Origin of the sequence: Rothia sp. HC945 (assembly GCF_051370785.1) — a bacterium.
Taxonomy (GTDB): Bacteria; Actinomycetota; Actinomycetes; order Actinomycetales; family Micrococcaceae; genus Rothia.
On sequence record NZ_JBFCSN010000001.1, the window covers coordinates 1,523,158 to 1,545,075 of the forward strand.

Sequence of the window (21,918 nt, forward strand, 5' to 3'; positions counted from 1 at the left end):
TCTCAGCTCGTCGTGGAGCCGGGCAGAACCAAATGGCCGCCCGGCAGTTGACCAGGACGGCGAACGAGAAGTCAGAGGAAACTCGCCGCCGTCAGCGGCGAGTGCGGAGCTTCATCGAAGCAATGCCGAAATACATGTTGCTACCGTAACCCGAGGGGGCCTGCCTCCGCGAGGTCTGCGTTTCCGGCCACGGCGGAGTTCGTGTCAGGTTCGCCTTCGGAATCGCTCCGGGTCTCCACCGGGGTCGCCGGCACGAAATCGGTGGACAGCGCGGAGACGTACGAGTTGAAGTAGCTGGAAATCTCCACGGGGGTCACGCTCGGGTCCCGTTCCGAGGAATAGACCCAATACCCCATGGTCGCCACGGCCCCGCCCGCGATGAACATGACCCTCTGGCGGGGCTCGGCCGCGAGGGTCTCGTACGGCGCATCGAAGTAGGTTTCCGACAAACGCCCGGCGACCCACCGCATGAATGAACGGCGAGCATTGCCGAAGACCTCGGTCTCGCCGAGAATCGGCTCGTAGAATCCGGGTTCGGCACGGAGGTCCTCGAAGAGCGCGACCAACGCGCCGCTGCGGGGAACACCTGCACCACGGCTCCACTCACCGGGGCTCACCAGGTCGACGAGGCGGTCGCGAAGCAACTCGGTGTAGACGTCGTCGACCGCCGCGAAATGTTGGTAGAACGTCGGTCGGGACACCCCGGCCCGCTTGCACAGCTCGGAGACCGACACCTTCCAGTTCCACTCCGGTGCGGCGGCGTCGTACAGAGCCGTCTTGAACGCGCGTCGGGTCTGCGCGATCCGGGGGTCGGTGGCCTCGGCGCCGCACTCGCTCGTCATGATCTGTTCCTCACATTCGTGCATCTTGCGCTTATCTTACACCTGACAGGCTGGATTACGAGTGTAAAGTGATGGTCATGTCAGTTCAGCCCCAGCAATTGTCTGCGAAGAAGATCCCGACCAAGTTCGTGCTTCTCGCCATGCTCTTCCCCTTGTTCATGGCCTTTGCCTATCCCGGGTCCTATGTGTCCGCGTTCTACAACCCCCACCCCCGGGACATGAAGGTCGAGGTCATCGAGACATCGCCCCAGGCTTCCCAGATCAGCCAGGAGATCACCTCCGAGGCCGACGACGCCACGGACGTGTCCACGGTTCCCGACATCGATACCGCGAAGGACGACCTGCGCCATCTGGATACCCGCGCCGCGTACGACCCGAGCACGGGAGATCTGTATGTGGCATCCGCCGGAAGCCGACAGGCGACCCAAGCCGCCCAAGGGATCTTCGAATCCGTGGCCAAACAGTCCGGGACCTCGCTGAACGTCAAGGACATCAAGGCCCCGAACGAGAACGACTCGACCGGGACGTCCTTCCTCTACTTGATCATCGGCGCCACGATCGCCGGATACATGACGGCAACCATGCTCAACACCTTCGGGCCGCGAACTCGCGTCCGCACCCGGATGGCCGTCCAGGCGATCATGGCCGTAGCAGCCGGCGTCGTCGAAACCGCGATCTCGTACGCCGTCTTCGGCTCCTTCGACGCCCACATCATGCCGGTCGCACTGATCATTACTGGCACGTTCTTCACCGCGTCGGTGGTCCAGATGGGGCTCTTCGACATACTCGGTCAGGCGGCCTCCCTGATCGGGCTGACGATTTTCGTGATTCTGGGGATTCCCGCCACGGGGGTTGCGGTGTCGTACGACATGATGCCCGGCTTCTTCCGTGTCATGAATCAGCTTCTTCCCACGGGAGCCAGCTCCGAACTGATGAGGAGATCCCTGTACTTCGACGGCAATGGTGTCGGAACCCCGATCCTCGTACTCGCGGTCTGGTTGCTCATCGGTGCCGGGCTCCTCTGGATGGGAACCCTCCGGTCGCGACCGGTTCCGCCCGTGGGCTCCGGTGAGGACCGCCGACCGCGGCGCACCAGCGACGAACCACTCCTGACCGCGTACGCGGACGACGCCCCCTCCCCCGATGACGAGCCCCGCACCGCTTCCCAGCCCGCTCGATAGGAACAGAGACTTCTATGAATGACAACGATTCCTCGATGGATGCACCGCAGCACAACTCCAACGGGTCGACGTCTGCCCGTCACCGGTCGAGCGCGCACCGCCAGGCGACCCGCGCCGAGAGTCTTCGGTCGATGCCGCCTGCATCCGGCATCGGGGTGCACACTGATCCCACGAAGCCCGCACGACAGGTGGACCAGGCCCTGACCACCAAGAGAATGGTCACCCTCGGGATGCTGTTCCCGCTGTTCATCATGGTCATGATGCCCCTGGTTATGACGGGCATGACCCACCACCTGTCGCCTCACGACATGAAGGTCGCGGTGATCGGCTCGGGAGACCGCGTCGAGCAGGCCGAGAAAGACCTCGACAAGCAGACCGCGAACTCCTTCGATGTCTCGCGCGTGGACTCCGTGAACCAGGCCAAGGACGACATCAAGGACCATAGCCTCCGCGCCGCATACAACCCCGCAACGGGCGACATGTACTTCGCGGGGGCCAACGGGTCACAGGTCAAGTCCGCGGTGACCAACCTGTTCTCCTCGACGGCCCAAGAATCACAGACCACACTCTCGACCCACGACGTCGCACCGGCGGCCTCGGAGGACAACCTCGCGAACATAGCGGTGTATCTCGCGCTCGGCGCCGTTCTCGGCGGATTCATGGCAGGAATGATCCTGGGGCTCATCCCCGTCTCGAAGTGGCTCAGAGTGATTCTGGCCCTGGTGATGCCCGCCATCGTGGCCTTCGGCGAGGTCCTCTACGGATGGGGCATGTTCGGGATCTTCGACTCCTCGGCCCTCGCGCCGTGGTTCATGTTCTACCTTTTGGGCCTGTCCTGCCTGGCCGTGACTGCGGGCGGAATGTTGCTCATCGGCCCGGCCATGATGCCGATTTCGATGTTGCTCATGCCGTTCCTGGGGATGTCGGCATCCGGGATCAACGGGCCACTCGACATGATCAACGGCTTCTACGGCGGCGTGAACCCGTGGCTGTTCTCGGCCCAGGGCATCGAGGCCGTCCGAGACGCCATCTACTTCCCCGAGGCAGCGCTGACTCAGCCGGTTTGGGTCATGATCGCGTGGACGGTCGGAGGCGTGCTCCTGGCTGCCCTGGGCACGATGCGGCAGAAGCGACGTCATCTCTTCGCCCAGATGAACGACGTCCAGGAGGCGACGTCGCTGATTCCGGCCGTCGCCGTGGCCCCGTAAGCCGGACCGGGCGACGGCGGGGCGGCCGGCGGGGCAGCTGGTGGCGGATGGCCAGGCAGCACGGCACCGCCGGCCGTTCGGGCCAGGCGGCACCGCCGGCCGTTCGGGCCGGGCGGCGCCGCTCTTGATCAGCCCTGATCCCTTCGGGGCACCGCACCGGAGGCAAAGCGCCGCGTCCAGTTTTCGTCCTTGAAGTGGGCAGGGACCCCGCCTCCCAGGAGTTCGCGGGTCAGTGCCGCGGCGTCGGGGTCGAGGGCGTCCGGGAACGGCGTATCCGAGGCCAGAAGAATGATGTTGCCGAACCGGCGACCTTTGAGCATGGGCGGGTCGGCAACGCACGCGACGTGGGCGAACACCGCGCAGAGACCGGCGACCTCGGACCGGGCAACGGCGAGCTCCCTGGTGTCTCCGCAGTTGGCCACGTACAGACCGCCGGGAGCCAGCGAGCGGTGTACGTGTTCGAAGAATTCGACGGTCGTGAGCGGGCGGGGCGTCCTGGCCCCCGCGAAGACATCACGCACGACGACGTCGCGCGAGTCGTCGACAAAGGATTCCGTCACTTCGCGCGCCTCCCCCACCCGGACGCGAACGGTGGGGGCACGGGGAATATCGAACCAACCGCGGACGTATTCCGCGAGTTTGCCGTCGAGCTCGACCACGGAGTGGCGGCTGCCGGGCCAGACGTGCGCGAAGTACCGCGGCATCGAGCAGGCACCGCCGCCCAGGTGGGTCATGCGCAGCGTGGACGGATCGACGTGCCGTTCGACGAAGTAGTTGACCACCGCGGCGATCCACCGCATGTACTCGAAGGCGAGCTCCCGCGGGTCCCCCACGACCACGTGGCTCGACTGGACCCCATTGATCCTGAGCATCCAGGCACCCGGGCGGAACGTGTCCCGCTCCAACTCCGCGGTGCCTGTGTCGATCGCGTACTCGCCCTCGACCGGACCATCCGCGACGGCCCGCTCAGACGCGCCGCCCTTGCGGTTCCTGCTCTTCCTGCTCACGGCCCCACCCTACCCGGGCCGGCCCCTCGGGCGGACGCGGAACCGGTCCCGGGGTCAGTGTTCGTCCGTCTCCTTGGAATCGGTCAGGGTGCGGATACCGATCGCGGACATCACGAGCACCAGACCCGCAAGAATCCAGAGCGAGATCTGCTGGGAGTGCACGAATCCGTCGATCGTTGCGGCGTCCCAGGCCCCGTGCGGGAGCGTCTTGCCAACCACGGTGGCCATCACCGTTCCGACGATCGCGACTCCCACGGCATTGCCGAGTTCCTGGGCGGTGTCGTTCATGGCCGACCCGATCGAGGTGTGCGTTTCCGGGAGTGCGCCCAGGAGGGCCACCGCACCCGTGGTCATGATGGTTCGCATGCCCATCGTCATGATGAGCATTCCGACGGCGCACCACAGGTACCCGTGGGAGACCGCGTAGATCCAGAGGAGCAGGCTCACGAGGACCAACGAGATGCCGACCGTCGACGTCTTCCGGTGACCGAGCCTGATGACCATGCGATCCACGAACGGACCGACCAGCAGCATCCCGGCGACGAACGGAAGATTCGCCAGGCCCGCCTTGAAAGCCGACCACCCCCACGCGTACTGGTACAGCTGCGTCGAACCGAACATCACGCCGACCATCGCGATCATGACCGCGGTCTGCAAGACCGCCGAACCGCGCACGGTCGGAATCGCGAGCAGCCCGAGATCGAGCATGGGGTCCTTGGCGGTCTTCTCACGCCAGATGAATGCGACGAGGCAGAGGATGCCCGCAACCAGGATGCCGAGCGTCCTCGGCGAGGACCAGCCGTATTCGGTCCCTGCGGTGAACGAGTAGAGGATCAGCCCCAGAGCCCCGACCGAGAACAGACCACCGGGGATATCGGTGCCTCCTCGACGGCGATCGGCCGGGTCGTCCTTGACGACGCCGAAACGGACGCCGACCCAGGCAATGAGAGCCATGGGAGCGTTGAGCACGAGGAGCGACTGCCACGGCCAGCTCTGGACGGCCAGACCGGCCAGAGTCGGGCCGATCGCGAAACCGATCATGGACACGACCATGATCACGCCGATGGCCTTGGTTCGCAGATCCTCTCGATCGAAGAGCCTGAACACGAGAGACATGGTCAGTGGAGCCATGAGTGCGGCAAATGCTCCGGACAGCGCCCGGACGGCAATCAACTGGGCCGGGGTCTGCACCAACAGGACCGCGAGTCCGGCCGCACCGAACAGTGCCAGCCCGGTCAGCAGGGTACGACGCCGCCCGAGCTTGTCGCCGAGGGTTCCGCCGACCATCAGCAGACCACCGAAGGTCAACGAGTAGGCGCCGACGATCCACTGCAAATCCGTCGGATTGGCCTGGAGGTCGCGCCCAACGGTCGGCAGGGCGACGTTGAGGATCGAGTTGTCGACCATCTCCACGAGCATGGCGAGGCAGAGGCCGAGCAGAGCGGGCCAGGCGGCCCGCAGACTCTGGGGTTTGCGGGAGGGCAGTGGCACGCCCTCCGTGGCGGTGAGTTCTTGAGTTGTCATGGGAAAACCTTTCGCTGGATCGAACGTCGTTCGGTCAATGGAACGTTGTTCGATGATCGAACCATGTTCGAGAATAGAACGGTGTTTGATAGTGCGCAAGGTCCTGCGTAGATTTTGAGGAATGACACCGCCCACACCCCGCCCGGATCCCCGGAAAAGAAGCAATGCCGAGTCCGCGCACCAGCGCGAAGTCCGGCTGAATGCGATGAGAAATGCTCAACGGAATGCCCGTCGCACGGCCCAGGAGACCAACTCACGCGGAGGGGGCCGCGGCGGTTCCACCAGGGGGTCGGGCCGAGGCGCCGGCCGCGCGAACGCACGCCAGCGGGCGTCGTTGTCGTTGGACTCGATCCTCGAAACGGCCATCGCGACCTTGGACCGTGAAGGGTCGGACAAACTGACCCTGAGAGGTCTCGCGGCCGAACTGGACAGTGGCGTCGCTAGCCTCTACTGGTACGCCAGCGGCAAGGACGAGCTCATGGGGCTTGCGGCGGACGAGGTGATCGGCCGATCCTTGCGAGAGAACCAGGCCCTGGACTCGGCGGGCAGTTCCAGCCCGCGCGACTTCGCCGACTTCCCGCCACCCGAACCGGACCCTCGAACGAGCCGACAGACCAAGGACGCTCTCCTCAAGATCAGACGCCTGATTCTCTGCCTCTTTGCGCAGATGATGAAGCATCCGTGGCTCGCCGGACAGCTGATCAAGGCCGGCCCGGACGGGCGCAACGCGTTCCTCTACTGGGAGACCGCCGGTCAACAGATCATGCGCATGGAGCTGACGCCGTCCGAACAGTTCCACGCGTCGGTCGCCGCCATAAATTACGCGCCGGGCATGGGCGCGGAGATCTCGGAAGGCATCAAGGAACTGGCCGGCGAACAGGACAGAGAGGCCGGCGCCCGAGAACAGATTCGGGAGTGGGAGGCCTCCGATCCCGACCAGTACCCGTTCATCCACTCGGTCCTCGGAGTCGTGGGGCTCTTGGACCACCGTTCCGAGTTCATCGCCGGTTTGGACATGCTCCTCAGCGGCCTGGAGCGGCAGACCTGGACGGCGTCAGGGCGCAGCGCGGGCTGATGCGGGCCGCGCCGGAACCGACCAAAGCATCACAGGGGGTCTGGATCATCGGGAACGCGCTATGCACCCTCGAGACCACGGACCATGCGTCCGGTCGTCGAGGGCGCCCACGCTCCCTCGGTCTCAAAGGCTTCGCCCAGGTCACGGAAACCGTGCCGGCGGTAGAAGCGAGCGGCGGCGGCATTGCCGTTGATGATCCAGAGGAATGCGGGGGCGTCGGTGGGCAGTGCCGCCCGGAGCAGTTCGGAACCCAGGCCGTCGTTCTGGGCTTCGGGGAGGATGTACAGGTTGATGAGCTTGCGTAGTCGTAGGCCTGCCGGGGATTCGATCGGTATCGCGCCGATGTCCTTCTCCCAGGGTTCGAGCGGGCCGGCGTCGGCAGAGAGGGCAATCCCCACAGGTCGGAACCACAGGTCCGGGTCCGCACCCAGGGCGCAGCACCCGTAGTCATTGGTTTCGTCCAGGGACGGGTTCGACCACGCGATGAAACCGGTCGCGTCCGGTTGGGCCAGATACTGCCGATCCTCGGCTGCGATCTCGTCAGCATGGTCGCGCATGCGTGACCCGAAGTCGGGACCGATGATGTCCCGGTAGGAGGCCGCGAGCGCGCTCACATGCACCTGGGCGTAGGCGGAAGTGTCTTCGGGACCGGCGGGAGAGAGGAAGAATTTGCCGTCGCAGACGAAGGTCATTCTTCGCCCTCGAGTGCCCTTTCGAGTCGCTCGATCTTGCCCGTCAGCTCGCCCTCGTGTCCGGGTCGGATGTCGGCTTTCATGACCAGGGAGACCCGGGTGCCGTATTCTCCCACCGCTTCCGTGGCCCGTTTGATGACGTCCAGGCACTCGTCCCAGTCGCCCTCGATGGTGGTGAACATGGCGTCGGTGCGATGCGGAAGTCCGGAGTCGCGAACGATACGGACGGCCGCGGCGACGGCGTTGTGGACGGAGGCGTCGGGTGAGTCGCCGCCGGACGGGGCGACCGAGAATGCAAACAACATGGTTCCAGAATGCCACTGACTGCGTCCGGAGGACAGAACCGCATGGCAACGCGCGGTTCCTTCCGCATGAGGGGCCCACGTACCGCCTCGAGGCGACTCCGCCTAAAATTGGTGTCGACGGTGATCGCTTCAGGGAAGGAAACCCATGTCCACCGGTATTTTTCTCGATGCCATGACGCCTCGGGCGGGCAAGACCCTCATCGCTTTGGGCCTCACGGATTCCCTGATCCGCCGAGCTGATTCGGTCGGCTACTTCCGCCCGGTCTTCGAAACCGATTCCGTGGACACGGACCCGCGCATTCGGCTCATGAGAGAGACCTTCGATCTGGACTCAACGTCTGCCCGTGGCGGCGTTTCGCTCGCTCGCTGCAGGGAGCTTCTGGCCTCGGGAGATCTCAACGAATTGGTCAATATCTCCTTGTCCATCTATTCGGAGATGAGTCAGCAGTTCGACGTCGTCGTGGTGGACGGGACCGATCTGCTCGCCCACAACGCCGCGACCGCCGAATTCGACATGAACGCACGTTTGGCGAACAACATGGGGTGTTCCGTGTTGGCCGTGATCTCGGCCGCCGAGGCCGGAAGCGTGGAGGACATCGTCAATTCCGTGGAGGTCACGCGCGCCGAACTCCACGCGGCCAAGACGGACCTTCTGGGCATCATCGTCAACCGGGTGGACCCCCAAATGGCCTCAGAGGTGGAGGAGCGGGTCCCCGCAGGGCGCCGCGGTGGCCATGTGTACGTCGTCCCGGAGACGCCGGCGATTTCCCAGCCGACGGTCGCCGAAGTCGTACACGAGTTGGAGCTCGAAGCAGACGGCGTGGAGGTGTCCTTGGACCGCGACATCCAGGCGGTCAAGGTCGCGGCGATGACGGTCGGAAATTTCCTGGAACAGATGTCCGACGGGGATTTCGTGATCACCCCGGCCGATCGCTCGGACGTGGTCATGGCGACCCTCGCTTCCGCTCTGTCCCCCTCCTTCCCGGTTCCTTCGGGGGTCCTGCTTTCGGGCGATCTGCACGTCAACGCCGCGACCCAGGCGTTGATCTCGGCCGCGCCCTTCCCCATCCTTCGCACCTCGGGAGACACGTTCTCTGCGGCCCAGGCGGTGGGCTCGGTGCGCGGCGAACTTCGTGCGGGGGCTCCGCGCAAGATCGCGGCCGCCATGGGCGAATGGTCGAAAACGGTCGACGAGAGAGAGCTTCTCGGTCGACTGGATCTCCCCCGGCCCGCGAGTATGACTCCTTTGCGCTTCCTGCACGAGTTGATCGAGAAGGCTCGTTCGAACAGGCGCCGCGTGGTCCTCCCCGAGGGCGAGGACATCAGAATCCTGCGTGCCGCCGAGATCATCGTTCGCCGCGACTTCTGCGACATCACCATCCTGGGCAGAGAATCGAAGGTCAAGGAACTCGCGCAGTCCGAGGGCATCGACCTCGGTTTCGTCGACGGAGAGGTCCCGGGGCGGGGCGAGGTGCGGCTCGTCGACCCGGAAACGTCTCCGTTGCGGGACGAGTACGCGGCCGAGTACGCCAAGCTCAGGGCCCACAAGGGGGTGGAGATCGAGCAGGCCAAGGAGCGCATGCTGGACGGCTCATACTTCGGAACCATGATGGTCCAGCTGGGGCACGTAGACGGTATGGTTTCGGGGGCCGCGCACACCACGGCCAACACCATTCGGCCCGCGCTCGAATTCGTGAAGACCAAGGAAGGCGTGAAGATCGTCTCGTCGGTATTCTTCATGCTCCTTGAGGACCGGGCCCTCGTGTATGGAGACTGCGCGGTCAACCCCAACCCCGACGCCGCCCAACTGGCCGACATTGCCAAGGCGAGCGCGGATACCGCCCGCCAGTTCGGTGTCGATCCCAAAGTTGCGATGCTTTCCTACTCGACGGGCGGCTCGGGGTCCGGTGAGGACGTCGATCGCGTCCGCGAAGCCACCGACATCGTGCGTGCTTCGGCCCCGAACTTCGAGGTCGAGGGGCCCATCCAGTACGACGCCGCGACCAATGCTTCGGTCGCCAAGTCCAAATTGCCAGATTCCCAGGTGGCAGGGCATGCCACGGTGTTCGTTTTCCCTGACCTGAATACGGGCAACAACACGTACAAGGCGGTCCAACAGTCTTCGGGTGCCGTGGCGGTCGGGCCGGTCCTTCAGGGACTGCGGAAACCGGTCAACGACCTCTCGCGAGGCTGCACGGTCGATGACATCGTCAACACCGTGGCAATTACGGCCATACAAGCCCAGGAGAACCACGGTATGCACTAGCCGCCGCGGATTTCGGGCCATAGACTGCACCTAACCGGCGCAAGGAGAGCCTGCCATGAATGCCCCGAAGCCCGAATACATTGATTTTCCCGGTTCGAGAACCGTGGTCGTTCGCTTCAGCGAACTGCCCATGTCCCGGATGCCCGACGAAATGGACCGGGCGTACCGTGCACTGGGCGAGGCCATGCAACAGGGCGCGTTCCGTCCTGCGGGTCCGGCATTCTCGCGCTACGAATCCGTGCCCGGTGAGACGGCAACTTTCGAAACCGGTTTTCCCGTGGAGGAACCGCTCGCGGAGGCGATGATGGTCGACGATATCAGGGTCGTCCCGTCTGAGTTGCCCGCCTGCACTCTGGCGATATCCCAACACGTCGGCCCGTACGACGGACTCGGCGAGTCGTGACGTTCTTTCGTCGAGCAGGTGGAATCCGAAGGGCGAACAACCCTCATGCCGTTCTGGGAGGCCTACGACACCGAGCCAGGACCCGACGTCGACCCCGAGTCCCTGATCACCGGGCTCGCGGTGCCGGTCAAGGACGACCCGAACACCGCCTAGGCGCAAACTGCACCCAAGGTCATCGACGGCCAGCAGCTCCCTCAGCTCGGGCGCGCGGTAGAGACCCTTCTCGAGTGCGGTCACGAGCGGAGCCAGCGCGCGATCGGCCAGAAACTGTTCCCCGTTATGATCGCAGCCCGCCCGTACCAGCTCGGCCCTGGTCCTGCAGTAATACTGCCCCTGTGCCGGTGATACATCCGCCTCAGCGGCGACGCCCAAGACGGCGATGAGCATGATGACTCCTGCGAGAAATCCCAGCGCGTGTTGACCAGAAGCTTGGGGAACAGATATTCCGGAAATATATCGGTAGTTCAAACATCAGCAAACAAATACAATCAAGAACGAAAACCGGCAGACAAAAATCGGGGCAGTCGCCATGATGGCGACTGCCCCGACCCAAAGTACAGTACAGAGGGTTGGGACTAGGCTCCGATGCCGAGCAGGCCGGAAACAAGCCCAATCACGGGCTCCGCAATTTCTCCCACCGTGCTCACAAGACCATTGACGAGGTCTCCGACGACCGGGAGATCCTGTACAGCATCGACAACATTTGCAGCGAACACAGTTATCACCTTTCATCAGTGTTATCCGCAGCCCACCCTTTTGGTGTTCCACTTCACTTAGTTCATCTGACGCCCAGACGGAAAACAATGGTTGTTACACAATGTTTCAGTTACTATCAAGTAAATGTACGCTTCAGTATCGTAAACTCCCCGAATTGCCGCGCGAGAAATAAATAACCGACCAGTATCGAATCGATATTTTCTTGCAGAGTGATATCAATCGAATATTGCGGAGTGAGAACTAGGGGTGACTCCTTTGCTGAGGTCATTCGCTCTTCCACTTCTTCCGGGGGTCCAGCCGTTCCAGACTCCAGTCGTATCGTTCTGCCCAGACTGCGGCATGGATCCACGTCTCGGCCGAGCGAACTCCAGGAATACCTCGCAGGTCTCGAACGACGTCGTTGTACTCCTCGAGCGATCGGACGCCAATGGTTGCCACGTGGGTGAAGCGCCCCATGGTCCTCGCGGTGAATTCGAGTCCCGGAAGGGACGTCAGCGACTTTTCGACCGCCTCTGCCGTAGCCGGATCCCCGGCGCAGTCAACACCGACCCCGAAAAGCAATCCTTTGTCTCCGGCTCCGCGTCCGCGGATCCCACCGATCTGCACGACCCGAAGGGTGACCAAACGTTGCATCCTCTTGCGACAAGTCGATGCAGCGGCCCCGGTGCGACGTTGCATTTCGCCGAAGGTCATTCTTCCGTCCCGTTGGAGATTCTGGATAATCGCCAAGTCCAGGTCGTCGAATCCGATATCAGTTGTTTCTGGCTCCTCGCCCAACATCAGGGTTCGGAGGACTTGGTCGTAATAGGTGACATGCATGCTGGAAACGCCGCCGACCGTGCGGATCCGGTTCAGCGAGACGCCCAGATCATGGGTCGACCGTGCCCAGACCTCGGCGACCGCCTGAGTTGGTCCGGTGGTCTCGGACAGGTACGCCACGCTGTCGATTCTCCGAAGTTCTTCAAAGACGCAGTCAGTAGGGCCCTGAATGCTCAGCATGAGGTGGGCTTGAACTGAAAGACCGAGAAGCCGGGGATGGATGACCGCGACGATCTTCAACTGGCCGGTCTGCCTCAAATGGTGCAGTCGCTGCGAAATGAGGGACCTGTCCACCCCCAACCGTGCGGCCAGGGTCGAGTGCGCGGCACGGCCATCGTGACGCAGTGCCCGATACAAGTCTTCGTCGAAATCCATCACGTCACGATCCTGCCACAGTCAGCCGAGATCCCGATCGACAAAAAGAGCAGACAAGCACCCCTAAACTACGGAACTGATGACGATGTGATGGATTCAGACCGCAGATGAGTACCTAACCAAAGATAACTTCGTTTTTATGTATTGGCGGCGGCGCTTGGCCGGCTAGCCTGAGGGCGCGACCGGAGAAGGAGTACCACATGCGAAAGCTGTCCCACGTCCAGGACCCAGGAATCAGGGTCCCAAAGATCATCACGGCTGAGACCATCTATTGCCTGGACCGGGACGGCACGAGCCCGGAAGCCTTCCTGTGCATTGACGGATGGATCCGACACCTAGGCACCGAACAATCCTGCCGCACGGCGTCCGCACGGATTAGCGCGATCGAGCCTGAAACCATCGACATGGGCACATCAACCGTGGTCCCAGGCTTCATCGATGCCCACGCACACCCGCTCATGCTGGGGCAGATGATGAGTTGGGTCGACTGCGGGCCGGACAAGGCCTCCAGTATCCCCGAGATCGTCGACCTGCTCCGTGAGGGCGCTGTTTCGCTGCCCGAGGGACGACCGGTCCGCGGGTACGGCTACGAACAGAGGAACCTGGCCGAACGGCGCCATCCCACCCGATTCGAGCTCGACGAGGTCGCCACCGACCGGGAGGTCTATCTGATGAACGCCTCCGGACACGGCGGTGTGGTCAACTCGTACACTTTCCGGCTGCACGGTGTGAACGCGTCGACACCGGACCCCGTCGGAGGGAAATTCTTCCGCGACGACGATGGTGAGCTGACCGGCGAGCTCTCGGACGCTGCCTGCAATATCCTGACCGGCTTGGAAGGTGTGAAGATCGGGCACCACGGCCCGAACTTCCACCTGGCTGACGAACCGGCCGAGCACCTGCGACAACTCCAGGTGGCACAGGAAAATTTTCTGGCCGGAGGAGTAACGACCATCGGAGACTGCCAAGTCAGTCGCCGCGAATTCAACATGTATCTCAGACTTGCGGAACAAGACCAGCTGAACGTCAGGGTCAGCATGTACCTGCTGTCCCACCTGCTGGACGAGGCCCTCGAGATGGGCCTTCACGGGCAGTTCGGCAACGAATTCCTCAGTTTCGCCGGCATCAAGCTCTACGCTGACGGAACCCTGGGCGGATGGACCGCGTACTTTCCCGATGGGTACGTCGGCGACCCCTGCCGAACCGGTCAGCTCTATCACGATCCCGAAGAATACAAACTGCTCGTCGAAAAGGCCCACGCCGCCGGACTCCAGACAGCCACCCACTCCCAGTCTCCAACGGCGTTGGAAATGGTGATCGGCTCACTGGAATCGGTCCTGCGTCAGCGACCGGATGCAGATGCCCGACACCGCATCGAACACTGTGGACTGCCCACACCCGAACAGATCACACGGATGGCCTCAGCCGGGATCTACCCCGTCAACCAGCCCCAACACCACTTCAACTGGGGCGAGGGTGTCGAACAAGCGATTGGTACACCAGGCGAACGATTCAACCCGCTGGGCGAATTCCAGCGCGCGGGAGTACCCATCACGATCTCATCGGATGCCCCCGTGGCCGATCCTCGACCCATGGAAGCCATCCAGGCAGCATCGTCCCGGATCACCCGGAGAGGTGCCCAACTCGGACCGGACCAGCTGGCTATCGACGTCGACACCGCCCTGAGGGCCCACACGATCAACGCAGCCCACGTGCTCGGCCGTGAGCACGACATCGGAAGCCTCGAAGTCGGCAAACGCGCTGATTTCACGGTTCTGGACCAGGATCCGTACGCCACTGACGTCGATCTGCTTGCCTCGATCAAGGCCCTGGCCGTCTGGGTCGGTGGCGAGCAGGTCCACACCGCATAACGGACTCGAACCGACCACCGTTTGAAGGACACACGATGAGTACCTCTCCAACCCAGCAGCACCAGAAATCGAGGGCGAAAAAGGCTGCCTTCGCAGCATTCATCGGCACCACCATCGAATGGTACGACTTCTACATCTATGCCTTTTCGGTCCCGATCGTCTTCGACGTCCTCTTCTTTCCAGAGGGGACAGACCGGCTCACAGCCATCGCTGCCGGGTTCGCCGGAACCGCCGTCGGATTCCTCGCCCGCCCCTTGGGTGCAGTGATCTTCGGACATATCGGAGACCGATGGGGCAGGCGCCCGGCACTAGTGATGACTCTGACCCTGATGGGAACAGCGACCTTCATGATCGGGGTGCTGCCGACCTACGCCGCCGTCGGGGTCGCGGCCCCGATCTTGCTGGTTCTCCTCCGTCTGATCCAGGGCCTGGCCGTGGGTGGTGAATGGGGAGGGGCGGTTTTGATGTCCGTCGAGCACGCGGACCAGAACAAAAAGACCTTCTACGGCTCCTTCACCCAGCTCGGCAACCCCGCCGGTGCCCTGATGGCAACGTCGCTGCTGTCTTTGCTGGTCGGCGTCTTCGGAGAGGACAGCTTCGCCGACTTCGGATGGAGGATCCCCTTCTTGCTCTCAGCGGTGCTGGTCATTGTGGGATTCATCGTGCGGCAAAAAGTCGAGGAATCTCCGGTTTTCAAGACCGAAACGGCAGCCGTCCAACAACAGAACATCCGACAGAAAGCCCCGCTGATATCAGCCCTCCACGAGAATTGGGCGAACATGTTGCTGGGCGTCGGCGCCCTACCTGTGGCCACCGGCGGCTACTATCTCATCACCACCTTCGCAACGACCTATGCGACCGACCCCTCCGTGGGGCATTCGGAGACATTGATACTCAACGCCTTGAGCGTCGCCTCGATCGTGGAGCTGGGGGCCACGATCCTCTTTGGGTGGCTGGGCGACAAACTGGGCAGAAAACCCGTGATCATCGGCGGTTCGATCGCTACCGCCTTGCTGGGTCCGCCCATGTTTCTCGGACTCGGCGGAGACAACGTGGTCTTGATCTTCCTCCTGGTGGCCGTCCTGCGGTTGGCCATGTCAGCCACCTATGGGCCCATGGCTGCGGCGATGTCCCAGATCTTCCGACCCCTATCCCGGTACACCAGCGTCTCGTTGACCTACCAAATGGCAGGCGCGATCTTCGGAGGCCTGATCCCCATCGCCGCCACGCTGAGCTTCCAGGCCACCGCAAGCATTTGGCCGACCATCGGAATGCTGGCAGCCATGTGCGCACTCGGGGCTGTGTGCATGGGCTTTGCACCCCAGCGGCAAGATACCCCGTCCCAACCCACGCTCAGAACCGGGGAAGCGACAGCGTGACGGACTCCGTCTCGCCGTGGCGGACACATCATGCGTCAACGCCAAACATCACAGCGGGGCAAGAGCGGGTTTCAGCACGGGTCGACTCGGGGTCTTCAACAAAATCGGGACCAGCGAGCAGCAAGCGATTGCCGTGATGAGCCCCAAGCCCGCGGAAAATCGGGGGGTCCAAGGAGTTTGTTCACCCTTTCGCTTTCATCCGGAAACCTCCTCCTGAGGAAGGGACAGCCACCGGACCACAGCCGTGAGCGAGTTGCAGGAGTCAGTGCACGCGCAGCGCTCGATCGATCAACCCCGGCACATCGGCCAGCGCCTCGAATGCTCCGGCCAGGACCCCGTCCGGCCGAACGAGATGTCCTGCAGCCTGACCATAGGTGTGGGCCCAGAGGTCCCGCTGCCCCGCAGCAACGTCTTGCATTCCCAGTGCCACAAACTCCGCACGGGTGTCGGTTCTCGTGACGGGCCCGTCGACGATCACGGTGAATTGTCTCGGGCTCAGAAGGTCATGCACACTTCCCCCGCCACGCAGCGTCAGGTGCGGGGCCCGAGTCCCGACGGCCATGCTCGGCTCATGGGGGTCTTCGAATTCATCACCAGGAGGGGCGCCGTAGCGTGACCCCAACGCAAGGGTCAGGGCGTCGATCTCTCCGCTGGGTTTCTTCTGGCCAGGGGTTTTCCGGGAACGGAGAAGGGCCTGGTCGACTATGGCCTGATCGATGGGCCGACGCTCCCCTTCGTACGTGTCGAGCAGTCGGTGCGATGCGTCCCCACGTATCACCGCGGCGAGAATCCAGGCCGCATCGTGGACGTCGTGAACACCGGTGTTGCCACCCATCCCACCGTAGGGCGGCATGATGTGGGCGGCATCGCCCGCCAGAAAGATCCGGCCGGACCGGAACCGGTCGGCCACGAACGCCCCGGTACTCCATGTAGCGACGTCCTCGAAGTCCGGTTCCAGGCCAGAGAGACCGGTGGCCTGTCGCAGGAGGTCGGACAGCTCATCAGTGAGGTCCTCGGTGCGTCGGTCCTCCCACTCCGGGCGCACGTAGGTACCCATCTGCCAGCGTCGATGACCGGAATTTCCCCTGGCAAAGAGAAACGTGCTGGCCGCACGGCAGAACACGGCGTCGACGAATCGCCCACGCAAGGCCGGTGAAAGGTCGGCCCGGAATACCGCGCTGACGGACCGCCCGGGAACCTCCGTTCCGGTCATGCCGACGCCCAGGTGCCGGCGTATAGCGCTACCGGCTCCGTCCGCGGCGATCACGTATCGGGCGCTAACGATTCGTTCCTGTCCGGCGTGACGGACGGTTGCCTCCACGCGATCTGCACGTTCCCCGAGCTCGAGAACGGCGGAATCGAATTCGACGTCTGCGCCGAACCGCCGTGCGGCTTTCAGCACGATGGGCTCCAGAACCTGCTGATCGCAGGAATAGGGGGTTGTCGGGCTCAGGTTCTGGGATTCGACGTCTTCGGCCGGGGGCGCAATCCACGTCGATAGGTCGTCGGACAGGGTCTGACCGATCACGAACCCCTTGCCCGGATCACCTGCGTCGCGGATCTCCTCTTGGATACCCAACGAACGGTAGAGCTCCATACTGCGTATCGTCACCAGGCGAGCTTTGGGATGTGTGGACGTCGACGGGTGCTTTTCGAACACCGTGGTCCTCACTCCGTGCTGAGCGAGAAACGCCCCAGCGGCCAGGCCGACGAGCCCGCCGCCGACGACAATGACGTCTGTGTCCGTGGATGCGCTCATATCCCGAGGCTACCTTCGGGGCAATCATGACGTCGTCACCCATCGTGATGCCGCCCTGGTCCTGGAAGGCGCTTCCGGAATTGACGAATGTGCGCTCCCCGAACGTCGTGTTCTGCCCGAAGTCCGTGCGGAACGGCAGGAAGAGCATGAACGTTTCGGGTACCGTTGCCCCGCCGAGCTCACTCATGAGACGACGCAGTTCGGCCGGGTCACGGTAGTTGCCGTCGATTTCCGCGGTGATGCGGAGTGCTCGCTGGCTGACCTCGTGCAACGGCCAGGTCAGAATCGGGGAACGAGCTCCTCCTGAATCCAACCACGCAAGGGGGTCGGAGTCGTCGTGAGCAGCGAACGGGTTTGCTCTGCTTCGAAGCCTTCGCGCAATCCGGTGGACATCCCCAGAATCGCGTCAGCCATCCCGGGCGACATGCCGACCTGAAGGTACTGCTCACGCATTTGTTCGTCACTGATGTGCTCAACCCGAACTTCCCAGCCAAGCTCGTCCGACAAGATCTCCGCGGCTTGTGGCCACGTCAGGTCCTCAGGGCCATGAACCGCCCGGACGTGTCTCCCGGTCCAGTCGGGATTAAGCAGGGTGAGCGCCGCGACCTCGGCAATATCCCTCGGGGCCACCCAGCTCAAGGGCGCGTCTGGTGGCAACACCGTCTGAAGACATCCCGTTCTGATCGAGGAAAGGTCCATGAGCACGTTGGTGAAGAAAAAGCCGCAGCGAAGATGGGTGACATCCACGCCGCAGGCATCGAGAGCTACCTCCGTCTCGGCCAATCCATCGATTTCGCCGGCCCCGTGGCGCTTTTCCGCGCCAACGCTGCTCTGGAAAACAACCCGCCCGATCCGGTTCGCCTCGACCGCGACCACGACTGACTCCGTCGCACGACGGTAGTCCCCCAGAGGATCCGGCGAGGCGGTCGGCGGGTCGACCCAATAGATCGCGTCAACACCAGCGGTGGCTGAAACAATCTGGTCCGGATCAAACGAATCCGCTTGCATCACGTCCGCATACTCTGCAACGGACGCGGGGATGTTTTCAGGATGACGGGTGAGCAACAACGGTCTGACTCCCGACCGTATGAGCATGCGCGTCAGGTGTTGACCAACGTTTCCTTGTGGGGTCGTGATGGCGATCTTCATGATGATTCCTCTCTTCCCTTCGTGCTTCCACGCTAGGTTCAGATACGGCCTGATCCTGTCCGCATTGCGTGGAATCATGGAGCCATGGATTCCCCCTCGACGCGATCGCTCAGACTGCTGGCACTGCTCCAGTCGGGAGGAGAATGGGGTGGTCGCGAGCTGGCTGACCAGCTTCAGGTCAGCGAACGGACCGTGCGCCGGGATGCCATGCGTCTCCGCGACATGGGTTACGAGGTCCGGTCCCGCCCGGGCCCCGGCGCCACCTACGCGCTGCGGCCAGGCATGAAGATTCCGCCGTTGCTGCTCACAGCGGACGAGGTCTCGACGATGATCACAAGCCTGTTGGTTCTCGAAGCGTGGTCACCCGGCGACGCCACCGCCGCGACCGCACGGGCCAAGCTCGAGCAAGTGCTGCCCAGAAAGCTGAAACAGCGCGCCGCCGCGGTGGCCCTCTCGACGCAGGTCTCTCGGGAGCCTCCGGCCCCCGTGGACTGGAACCTCGTGGGAAAGATCGCCGACGCCGTTGCGACGGGTTCGCGGGTCACTTTCGACTACACCGATCAGTTCGGTCGCGGTTCGCATCGGACCGTCGAACCGTATCGGCACCTCCTGCGCCAACAATTCTGGTACCTCATTGCCTACGATCTGATGCGCGAGGACTGGCGCATCTTCCGCCTCGATCGGATCGAGGGGGCCACAGCCTCCCCCGGACCGCACGACCCGCGCGTCTTTCCGTGGACATCGATCGATGAATGGCTCACCAGCGACGACGGACCAAACAACCGCACCGTGCCTCCGGATGAGTAGGACCGGCGAATGCGGGCGCTCCAGCGTCCGCCTCGAGACAGTCATCCCACGGTTCAGGAGGCCGCACGCAACGCCTCGTCGTCGGCCTTCGTATCATCGTCGGTCCAGTACGTGTCGGGCGGATTGTCCAGGTGCCACTTCACCGACTCCGCGACTCGCGTGGCCGGGCCGGAGGGCGCCCAGGACAAGAGGTTCTGAGCCAGGGCGGACGACGTCAGGATGTGCTGCCGCGGCGATCCGGTCAACCTGTTCATCCCAACGAGCCTGGTACTGACAAGGCCAGGCGCAATGATTCAACGGCTGGTTGTGTGGATGGTGTCAGAGCTGGTGAGAATTCATCAGTTGCCTCATGCAGAAGTGAAGGAAGATTCCCACATGGTCATTCTCAACGTTTTCTTCGACGTCAAGCAGGAACACGAGGGCGCCTTCGTCAAGCTCCTCCACCACATGGTTGTTGAGTCCAACAAGGAGCAGGGTTGCACTCTGTACCAGTTGCACCGGAACGTCGCGGAGCCCCTGTCCTACAACCTCATCGAGCATTGGGACACCCAGGAGGACCTCGATGCACATGCGCAGACGACACACTGGAAGCACTTCGACGCAACGGTCAACGACTACCTCAATTCCCAGTACGAAGAGCACCACTACCAGGAAATCGACTTCTGAGGCGATCCTCCGCGAACGAAGAGGTCGGCCTCGACCCGGCAGAGAAGGAGTTACATCATGAGCGATCCGAAGAAGATCCTCGTCATCGCCACCTCATACGGTGTGGAAACAGACGAGCTCATCAAGCCCAAGGAGTATCTGGAGGAAAACGGCCATCGTGTGACGGTCGCTACCCCGGAGAACGAATCGATCCAGACCCTGGTCATGGATTACGACTCGGGCGCCCGGGTTCCCTCTGATGCACTGCTCTCTGAGAGCCAAGCGGATGACTTCGACATCCTGATTGTTCCAGGAGGGACAATCAACGCCGATGCGTTGCGGCAGGATGATCACGCTCAACGACTGGTGAAAGCCTTTGCGGCAGCGGGCAAACCAATAGCAGCGATCTGCCACGCACCGTGGCTGATCGTGGAAGCGGACCTCGTGGTCGGGAAAACCCTCACGTCGTTTCCTTCCCTGCGCACCGACGTGAACAACGCCGGCGGGGCATGGGTGGACAAGCCCGTGGTGGTTGACGATACGAACGGGTTCATCCTGATCACCTCGAGGACTCCCAAGGACATGGAGCAGTTCACGGCGGCCATCAGTGGTCAGCTCGACTGATGGCCTCTCGGAGTCTCGCGCAACCGACCTTCTTTCGGAAGGAGCCCGTACGCGCCTCTGAAGAGTATCGACATACGGCGTTGGCCGGTTTTCTCCGCACGCGTCGTGCCCGCATCGGCCCGGACCCTTGCTGGCCGGTTGTCGAGGCGGGCACGCCGCGTCGGGTACCCGGTCTTCGCCGTGAAGAGCTCGCCTGGGCCGCGGGTGTCAGCACGGAGTATTACACGAAGCTCGAACAGGGCCGGGCGGCCCACCCTTCCGCCTCAGTGGTGAGTTCGCTGTCGGAAGTTCTGCAGCTCAGTGAATTGGAGTCCCGGTACATCCAGGCCCTCGCGACCCCCGGTCCAGGGCAGGGTGATGAGGAGGACACAGCGACTGTCACTCACGCTGAACAGATTTTGCGCAGTCTGGGAAACCAGCTGCGTGATCCGGTGATGCTGCACATTCTCACGGAAGACCTGACGATTCGGGGAGTTGCCCCGGCGACCGCCGGAATCCTGTTCCCCGACGGAGCATCTGAGCCCGGTCACGGTTTCGATCTCTCGCTTCTCACCTACATCTTCACCGATCCGCAGAGTCGTCAGGTGTATGTCGACTGGTCCGACAAAGCCCGAGAGGTGGTCGGGCTGACGCATTTGGCCCTGGCCAGGTCCATTCCGACGCACCAGCTTCTCGAAGCACTTCGCACCGCATGGGACAACAGCTCCGCGTTCCGATACTTGTGGTCGCGGTACGAACCGTATGAGAAAGCCTACGGTTCGTGGCGGCTTCAGGTGGAAGGCCGGGGGATCGTCGTCTGCAACTACACGACCTTTCAGGTCCCTTCGAGCCGCAACGTCTCCCTGGTGGTGTACACCGAGGCGGAGACGGGCTGAACAGGTCCGAGGTGGAACGTCGAATCGACGATGTCGGCTCCGCGCGCGATCAGCCGTCGGCCGGTCACGTGAGCCGGCGTCGTCGGAATTCTTGCCAAGGATCGTTGTCCCACGCCGCTGGACTATGGGTATGGTTCGTCGTGACACCGTTGTGGACCCCAATCCGCAACGGGCGCCACTGTCGAGGGGGGGGAAAAACGTGACGGCGACCGAAAGCGACAGTGGGAGCGCATCGTCGAACTCGGTGGTATTTGCTCTCAACCGCGCTGACATCGCGATCATCAGCGTGGGCTGCGTGGCCATCGGGGTTGCCCTCGGCGTTTTCCTCCCGGCTATCGGTGGGGAGAAATCTGACCGCCGCCGTACTCCAGCGCCCAGAGGAAGAGCGATCGCCC

22 protein-coding genes are annotated in these 21,918 nt (G+C 63.1%); 12 read left to right on the forward strand and 10 right to left on the reverse strand.

Annotated elements, in window-relative coordinates; all coding sequences use genetic code 11:
- Positions 1–140 precede the first annotated feature (140 nt).
- Positions 141–842 (reverse strand): TetR/AcrR family transcriptional regulator, encoded by a 702-nt coding sequence (locus tag AB0Y14_RS06750; protein WP_436588415.1) that lies wholly within the window; start codon positions 840–842, stop codon positions 141–143.
- 77 nt (positions 843–919) lie between these two features.
- On the opposite strand from AB0Y14_RS06750, the gene AB0Y14_RS06755 reads away from it, so the two are divergent.
- The gene (locus AB0Y14_RS06755; protein ID WP_436588416.1) at positions 920–2,023 is read left to right on the forward strand and encodes an ABC transporter permease; all 1,104 of its coding nucleotides are present in this window, start codon (positions 920–922) and stop codon (positions 2,021–2,023) included.
- Positions 2,024–2,037: 14 nt separating this feature from the next.
- The gene (locus AB0Y14_RS06760; protein ID WP_436588417.1) at positions 2,038–3,231 is read left to right on the forward strand and encodes an ABC transporter permease; all 1,194 of its coding nucleotides are present in this window, start codon (positions 2,038–2,040) and stop codon (positions 3,229–3,231) included.
- Positions 3,232–3,359: 128 nt separating this feature from the next.
- Here AB0Y14_RS06760 and AB0Y14_RS06765 read toward each other — a convergent pair whose 3' ends face one another.
- Together AB0Y14_RS06765 and AB0Y14_RS06770 are read right to left on the reverse strand one after the other, a co-directional pair.
- Positions 3,360–4,238, reverse strand: coding sequence for a spermidine synthase (locus AB0Y14_RS06765; RefSeq protein ID WP_436588418.1), 879 nt, complete (start codon positions 4,236–4,238; stop codon positions 3,360–3,362).
- A 54-nt stretch (positions 4,239–4,292) separates the two neighbouring features.
- Positions 4,293–5,762 (reverse strand): MFS transporter, encoded by a 1,470-nt coding sequence (locus tag AB0Y14_RS06770; RefSeq protein ID WP_436588419.1) that lies wholly within the window; start codon positions 5,760–5,762, stop codon positions 4,293–4,295.
- Between the two features lie 121 nt (positions 5,763–5,883).
- Between AB0Y14_RS06770 and AB0Y14_RS06775 the strand changes: the two genes are divergently transcribed.
- Entirely contained in the window at positions 5,884–6,837 is a 954-nt protein-coding gene (locus tag AB0Y14_RS06775) for a TetR/AcrR family transcriptional regulator (protein ID WP_436588420.1), read from the forward strand.
- 59 nt (positions 6,838–6,896) lie between these two features.
- Here the strand turns inward: AB0Y14_RS06775 and AB0Y14_RS06780 are convergent, their stop codons facing one another.
- Together AB0Y14_RS06780 and AB0Y14_RS06785 are read right to left on the reverse strand one after the other, a co-directional pair.
- The gene (locus tag AB0Y14_RS06780) at positions 6,897–7,529 is read right to left on the reverse strand and encodes a GNAT family N-acetyltransferase (protein WP_436588421.1); all 633 of its coding nucleotides are present in this window, start codon (positions 7,527–7,529) and stop codon (positions 6,897–6,899) included.
- Complete coding sequence (locus tag AB0Y14_RS06785) at positions 7,526–7,834, reverse strand: thiamine-binding protein (protein WP_436588422.1); 309 nt, start codon at positions 7,832–7,834, stop codon at positions 7,526–7,528. The genes AB0Y14_RS06780 and AB0Y14_RS06785 overlap by 4 nt, the downstream gene beginning before the upstream one ends.
- A gap of 145 nt (positions 7,835–7,979) precedes the next feature.
- Between AB0Y14_RS06785 and pta the strand changes: the two genes are divergently transcribed.
- Both pta and AB0Y14_RS06795 read left to right on the forward strand, forming a co-directional pair.
- Positions 7,980–10,100 (forward strand): phosphate acetyltransferase, encoded by a 2,121-nt coding sequence (pta, locus tag AB0Y14_RS06790; protein WP_436588423.1) that lies wholly within the window; start codon positions 7,980–7,982, stop codon positions 10,098–10,100.
- A gap of 55 nt (positions 10,101–10,155) precedes the next feature.
- Positions 10,156–10,503: a hypothetical protein gene (locus tag AB0Y14_RS06795; protein ID WP_436588424.1), complete on the forward strand. Its 348-nt coding sequence runs from the start codon at positions 10,156–10,158 to the stop codon at positions 10,501–10,503.
- A 575-nt stretch (positions 10,504–11,078) separates the two neighbouring features.
- On the opposite strand, the gene AB0Y14_RS06800 is transcribed toward AB0Y14_RS06795, so the two are convergent.
- A complete protein-coding gene (locus AB0Y14_RS06800; RefSeq protein WP_436588425.1) occupies positions 11,079–11,219 on the reverse strand; it encodes a hypothetical protein in 141 nt (46 codons plus the stop codon).
- Between the two features lie 265 nt (positions 11,220–11,484).
- Positions 11,485–12,414 (reverse strand): Lrp/AsnC family transcriptional regulator, encoded by a 930-nt coding sequence (locus AB0Y14_RS06805; RefSeq protein WP_436588841.1) that lies wholly within the window; start codon positions 12,412–12,414, stop codon positions 11,485–11,487.
- 200 nt (positions 12,415–12,614) lie between these two features.
- On the opposite strand from AB0Y14_RS06805, the gene AB0Y14_RS06810 reads away from it, so the two are divergent.
- Together AB0Y14_RS06810 and AB0Y14_RS06815 are read left to right on the forward strand one after the other, a co-directional pair.
- The gene (locus AB0Y14_RS06810) at positions 12,615–14,285 is read left to right on the forward strand and encodes an amidohydrolase (protein WP_436588426.1); all 1,671 of its coding nucleotides are present in this window, start codon (positions 12,615–12,617) and stop codon (positions 14,283–14,285) included.
- 35 nt (positions 14,286–14,320) lie between these two features.
- A complete protein-coding gene (locus tag AB0Y14_RS06815; RefSeq protein WP_436588427.1) occupies positions 14,321–15,664 on the forward strand; it encodes an MFS transporter in 1,344 nt (447 codons plus the stop codon).
- A gap of 262 nt (positions 15,665–15,926) precedes the next feature.
- Here the strand turns inward: AB0Y14_RS06815 and AB0Y14_RS06820 are convergent, their stop codons facing one another.
- Positions 15,927–17,423, reverse strand: a complete 1,497-nt coding sequence (locus AB0Y14_RS06820) for an FAD-dependent oxidoreductase (RefSeq protein ID WP_436588428.1) — start codon at positions 17,421–17,423, stop codon at positions 15,927–15,929.
- On the opposite strand from AB0Y14_RS06820, the gene AB0Y14_RS06825 reads away from it, so the two are divergent.
- Complete coding sequence (locus tag AB0Y14_RS06825; protein WP_436588429.1) at positions 17,404–17,730, forward strand: hypothetical protein; 327 nt, start codon at positions 17,404–17,406, stop codon at positions 17,728–17,730. The genes AB0Y14_RS06820 and AB0Y14_RS06825 overlap by 20 nt on opposite strands.
- On the opposite strand, the gene AB0Y14_RS06830 is transcribed toward AB0Y14_RS06825, so the two are convergent.
- Positions 17,703–18,572, reverse strand: coding sequence for an NAD(P)H-binding protein (locus AB0Y14_RS06830; RefSeq protein WP_436588430.1), 870 nt, complete (start codon positions 18,570–18,572; stop codon positions 17,703–17,705). The two genes, AB0Y14_RS06825 and AB0Y14_RS06830, sit on opposite strands and share 28 nt — an antisense overlap.
- A gap of 84 nt (positions 18,573–18,656) precedes the next feature.
- Here AB0Y14_RS06830 and AB0Y14_RS06835 point away from each other — a divergent pair, with 84 nt between their 5' ends.
- Positions 18,657–19,379: a helix-turn-helix transcriptional regulator gene (locus tag AB0Y14_RS06835; protein ID WP_436588431.1), complete on the forward strand. Its 723-nt coding sequence runs from the start codon at positions 18,657–18,659 to the stop codon at positions 19,377–19,379.
- Between the two features lie 53 nt (positions 19,380–19,432).
- Here AB0Y14_RS06835 and AB0Y14_RS06840 read toward each other — a convergent pair whose 3' ends face one another.
- A complete protein-coding gene (locus AB0Y14_RS06840; protein ID WP_436588432.1) occupies positions 19,433–19,633 on the reverse strand; it encodes a hypothetical protein in 201 nt (66 codons plus the stop codon).
- Positions 19,634–19,754: 121 nt separating this feature from the next.
- On the opposite strand from AB0Y14_RS06840, the gene AB0Y14_RS06845 reads away from it, so the two are divergent.
- From AB0Y14_RS06845 to AB0Y14_RS06855, 3 genes are all read left to right on the forward strand, one after another.
- A complete protein-coding gene (locus AB0Y14_RS06845; protein WP_178980603.1) occupies positions 19,755–20,045 on the forward strand; it encodes an antibiotic biosynthesis monooxygenase in 291 nt (96 codons plus the stop codon).
- 57 nt (positions 20,046–20,102) lie between these two features.
- A complete protein-coding gene (locus AB0Y14_RS06850) occupies positions 20,103–20,648 on the forward strand; it encodes a type 1 glutamine amidotransferase domain-containing protein (protein WP_436588433.1) in 546 nt (181 codons plus the stop codon).
- 80 nt (positions 20,649–20,728) lie between these two features.
- Positions 20,729–21,523, forward strand: a complete 795-nt coding sequence (locus AB0Y14_RS06855; protein WP_436588434.1) for a helix-turn-helix domain-containing protein — start codon at positions 20,729–20,731, stop codon at positions 21,521–21,523.
- The last annotated feature ends 395 nt before the right edge of the window (positions 21,524–21,918 follow it).

Excerpts from the sequence above, each read along its gene's own strand:
- AB0Y14_RS06805 (WP_436588841.1), bottom strand. The coding sequence starts at position 12,414 with ATGGATTTCGACGAAGACTTGTATCGGGCACTGCGTCACGATGGCCGT.
- AB0Y14_RS06770 (WP_436588419.1), bottom strand. The coding sequence starts at position 5,762 with ATGACAACTCAAGAACTCACCGCCACGGAGGGCGTGCCACTGCCCTCC.
- AB0Y14_RS06780 (WP_436588421.1), bottom strand. The coding sequence starts at position 7,529 with ATGACCTTCGTCTGCGACGGCAAATTCTTCCTCTCTCCCGCCGGTCCC.
- AB0Y14_RS06815 (WP_436588427.1), top strand. The coding sequence starts at position 14,321 with ATGAGTACCTCTCCAACCCAGCAGCACCAGAAATCGAGGGCGAAAAAG.
- AB0Y14_RS06835 (WP_436588431.1), top strand. The coding sequence starts at position 18,657 with ATGGATTCCCCCTCGACGCGATCGCTCAGACTGCTGGCACTGCTCCAG.
- pta (WP_436588423.1), top strand. The coding sequence starts at position 7,980 with ATGTCCACCGGTATTTTTCTCGATGCCATGACGCCTCGGGCGGGCAAG.
- AB0Y14_RS06750 (WP_436588415.1), bottom strand. The coding sequence starts at position 842 with ATGACGAGCGAGTGCGGCGCCGAGGCCACCGACCCCCGGATCGCGCAG.
- AB0Y14_RS06845 (WP_178980603.1), top strand. The coding sequence starts at position 19,755 with ATGGTCATTCTCAACGTTTTCTTCGACGTCAAGCAGGAACACGAGGGC.
- AB0Y14_RS06830 (WP_436588430.1), bottom strand. The coding sequence starts at position 18,572 with ATGAAGATCGCCATCACGACCCCACAAGGAAACGTTGGTCAACACCTG.
- AB0Y14_RS06810 (WP_436588426.1), top strand. The coding sequence starts at position 12,615 with ATGCGAAAGCTGTCCCACGTCCAGGACCCAGGAATCAGGGTCCCAAAG.
- AB0Y14_RS06820 (WP_436588428.1), bottom strand. The coding sequence starts at position 17,423 with ATGAGCGCATCCACGGACACAGACGTCATTGTCGTCGGCGGCGGGCTC.
- AB0Y14_RS06840 (WP_436588432.1), bottom strand. The coding sequence starts at position 19,633 with ATGAACAGGTTGACCGGATCGCCGCGGCAGCACATCCTGACGTCGTCC.
- AB0Y14_RS06850 (WP_436588433.1), top strand. The coding sequence starts at position 20,103 with ATGAGCGATCCGAAGAAGATCCTCGTCATCGCCACCTCATACGGTGTG.
- AB0Y14_RS06755 (WP_436588416.1), top strand. The coding sequence starts at position 920 with ATGTCAGTTCAGCCCCAGCAATTGTCTGCGAAGAAGATCCCGACCAAG.
- AB0Y14_RS06775 (WP_436588420.1), top strand. The coding sequence starts at position 5,884 with ATGACACCGCCCACACCCCGCCCGGATCCCCGGAAAAGAAGCAATGCC.
- AB0Y14_RS06760 (WP_436588417.1), top strand. The coding sequence starts at position 2,038 with ATGAATGACAACGATTCCTCGATGGATGCACCGCAGCACAACTCCAAC.
- AB0Y14_RS06785 (WP_436588422.1), bottom strand. The coding sequence starts at position 7,834 with ATGTTGTTTGCATTCTCGGTCGCCCCGTCCGGCGGCGACTCACCCGAC.
- AB0Y14_RS06795 (WP_436588424.1), top strand. The coding sequence starts at position 10,156 with ATGAATGCCCCGAAGCCCGAATACATTGATTTTCCCGGTTCGAGAACC.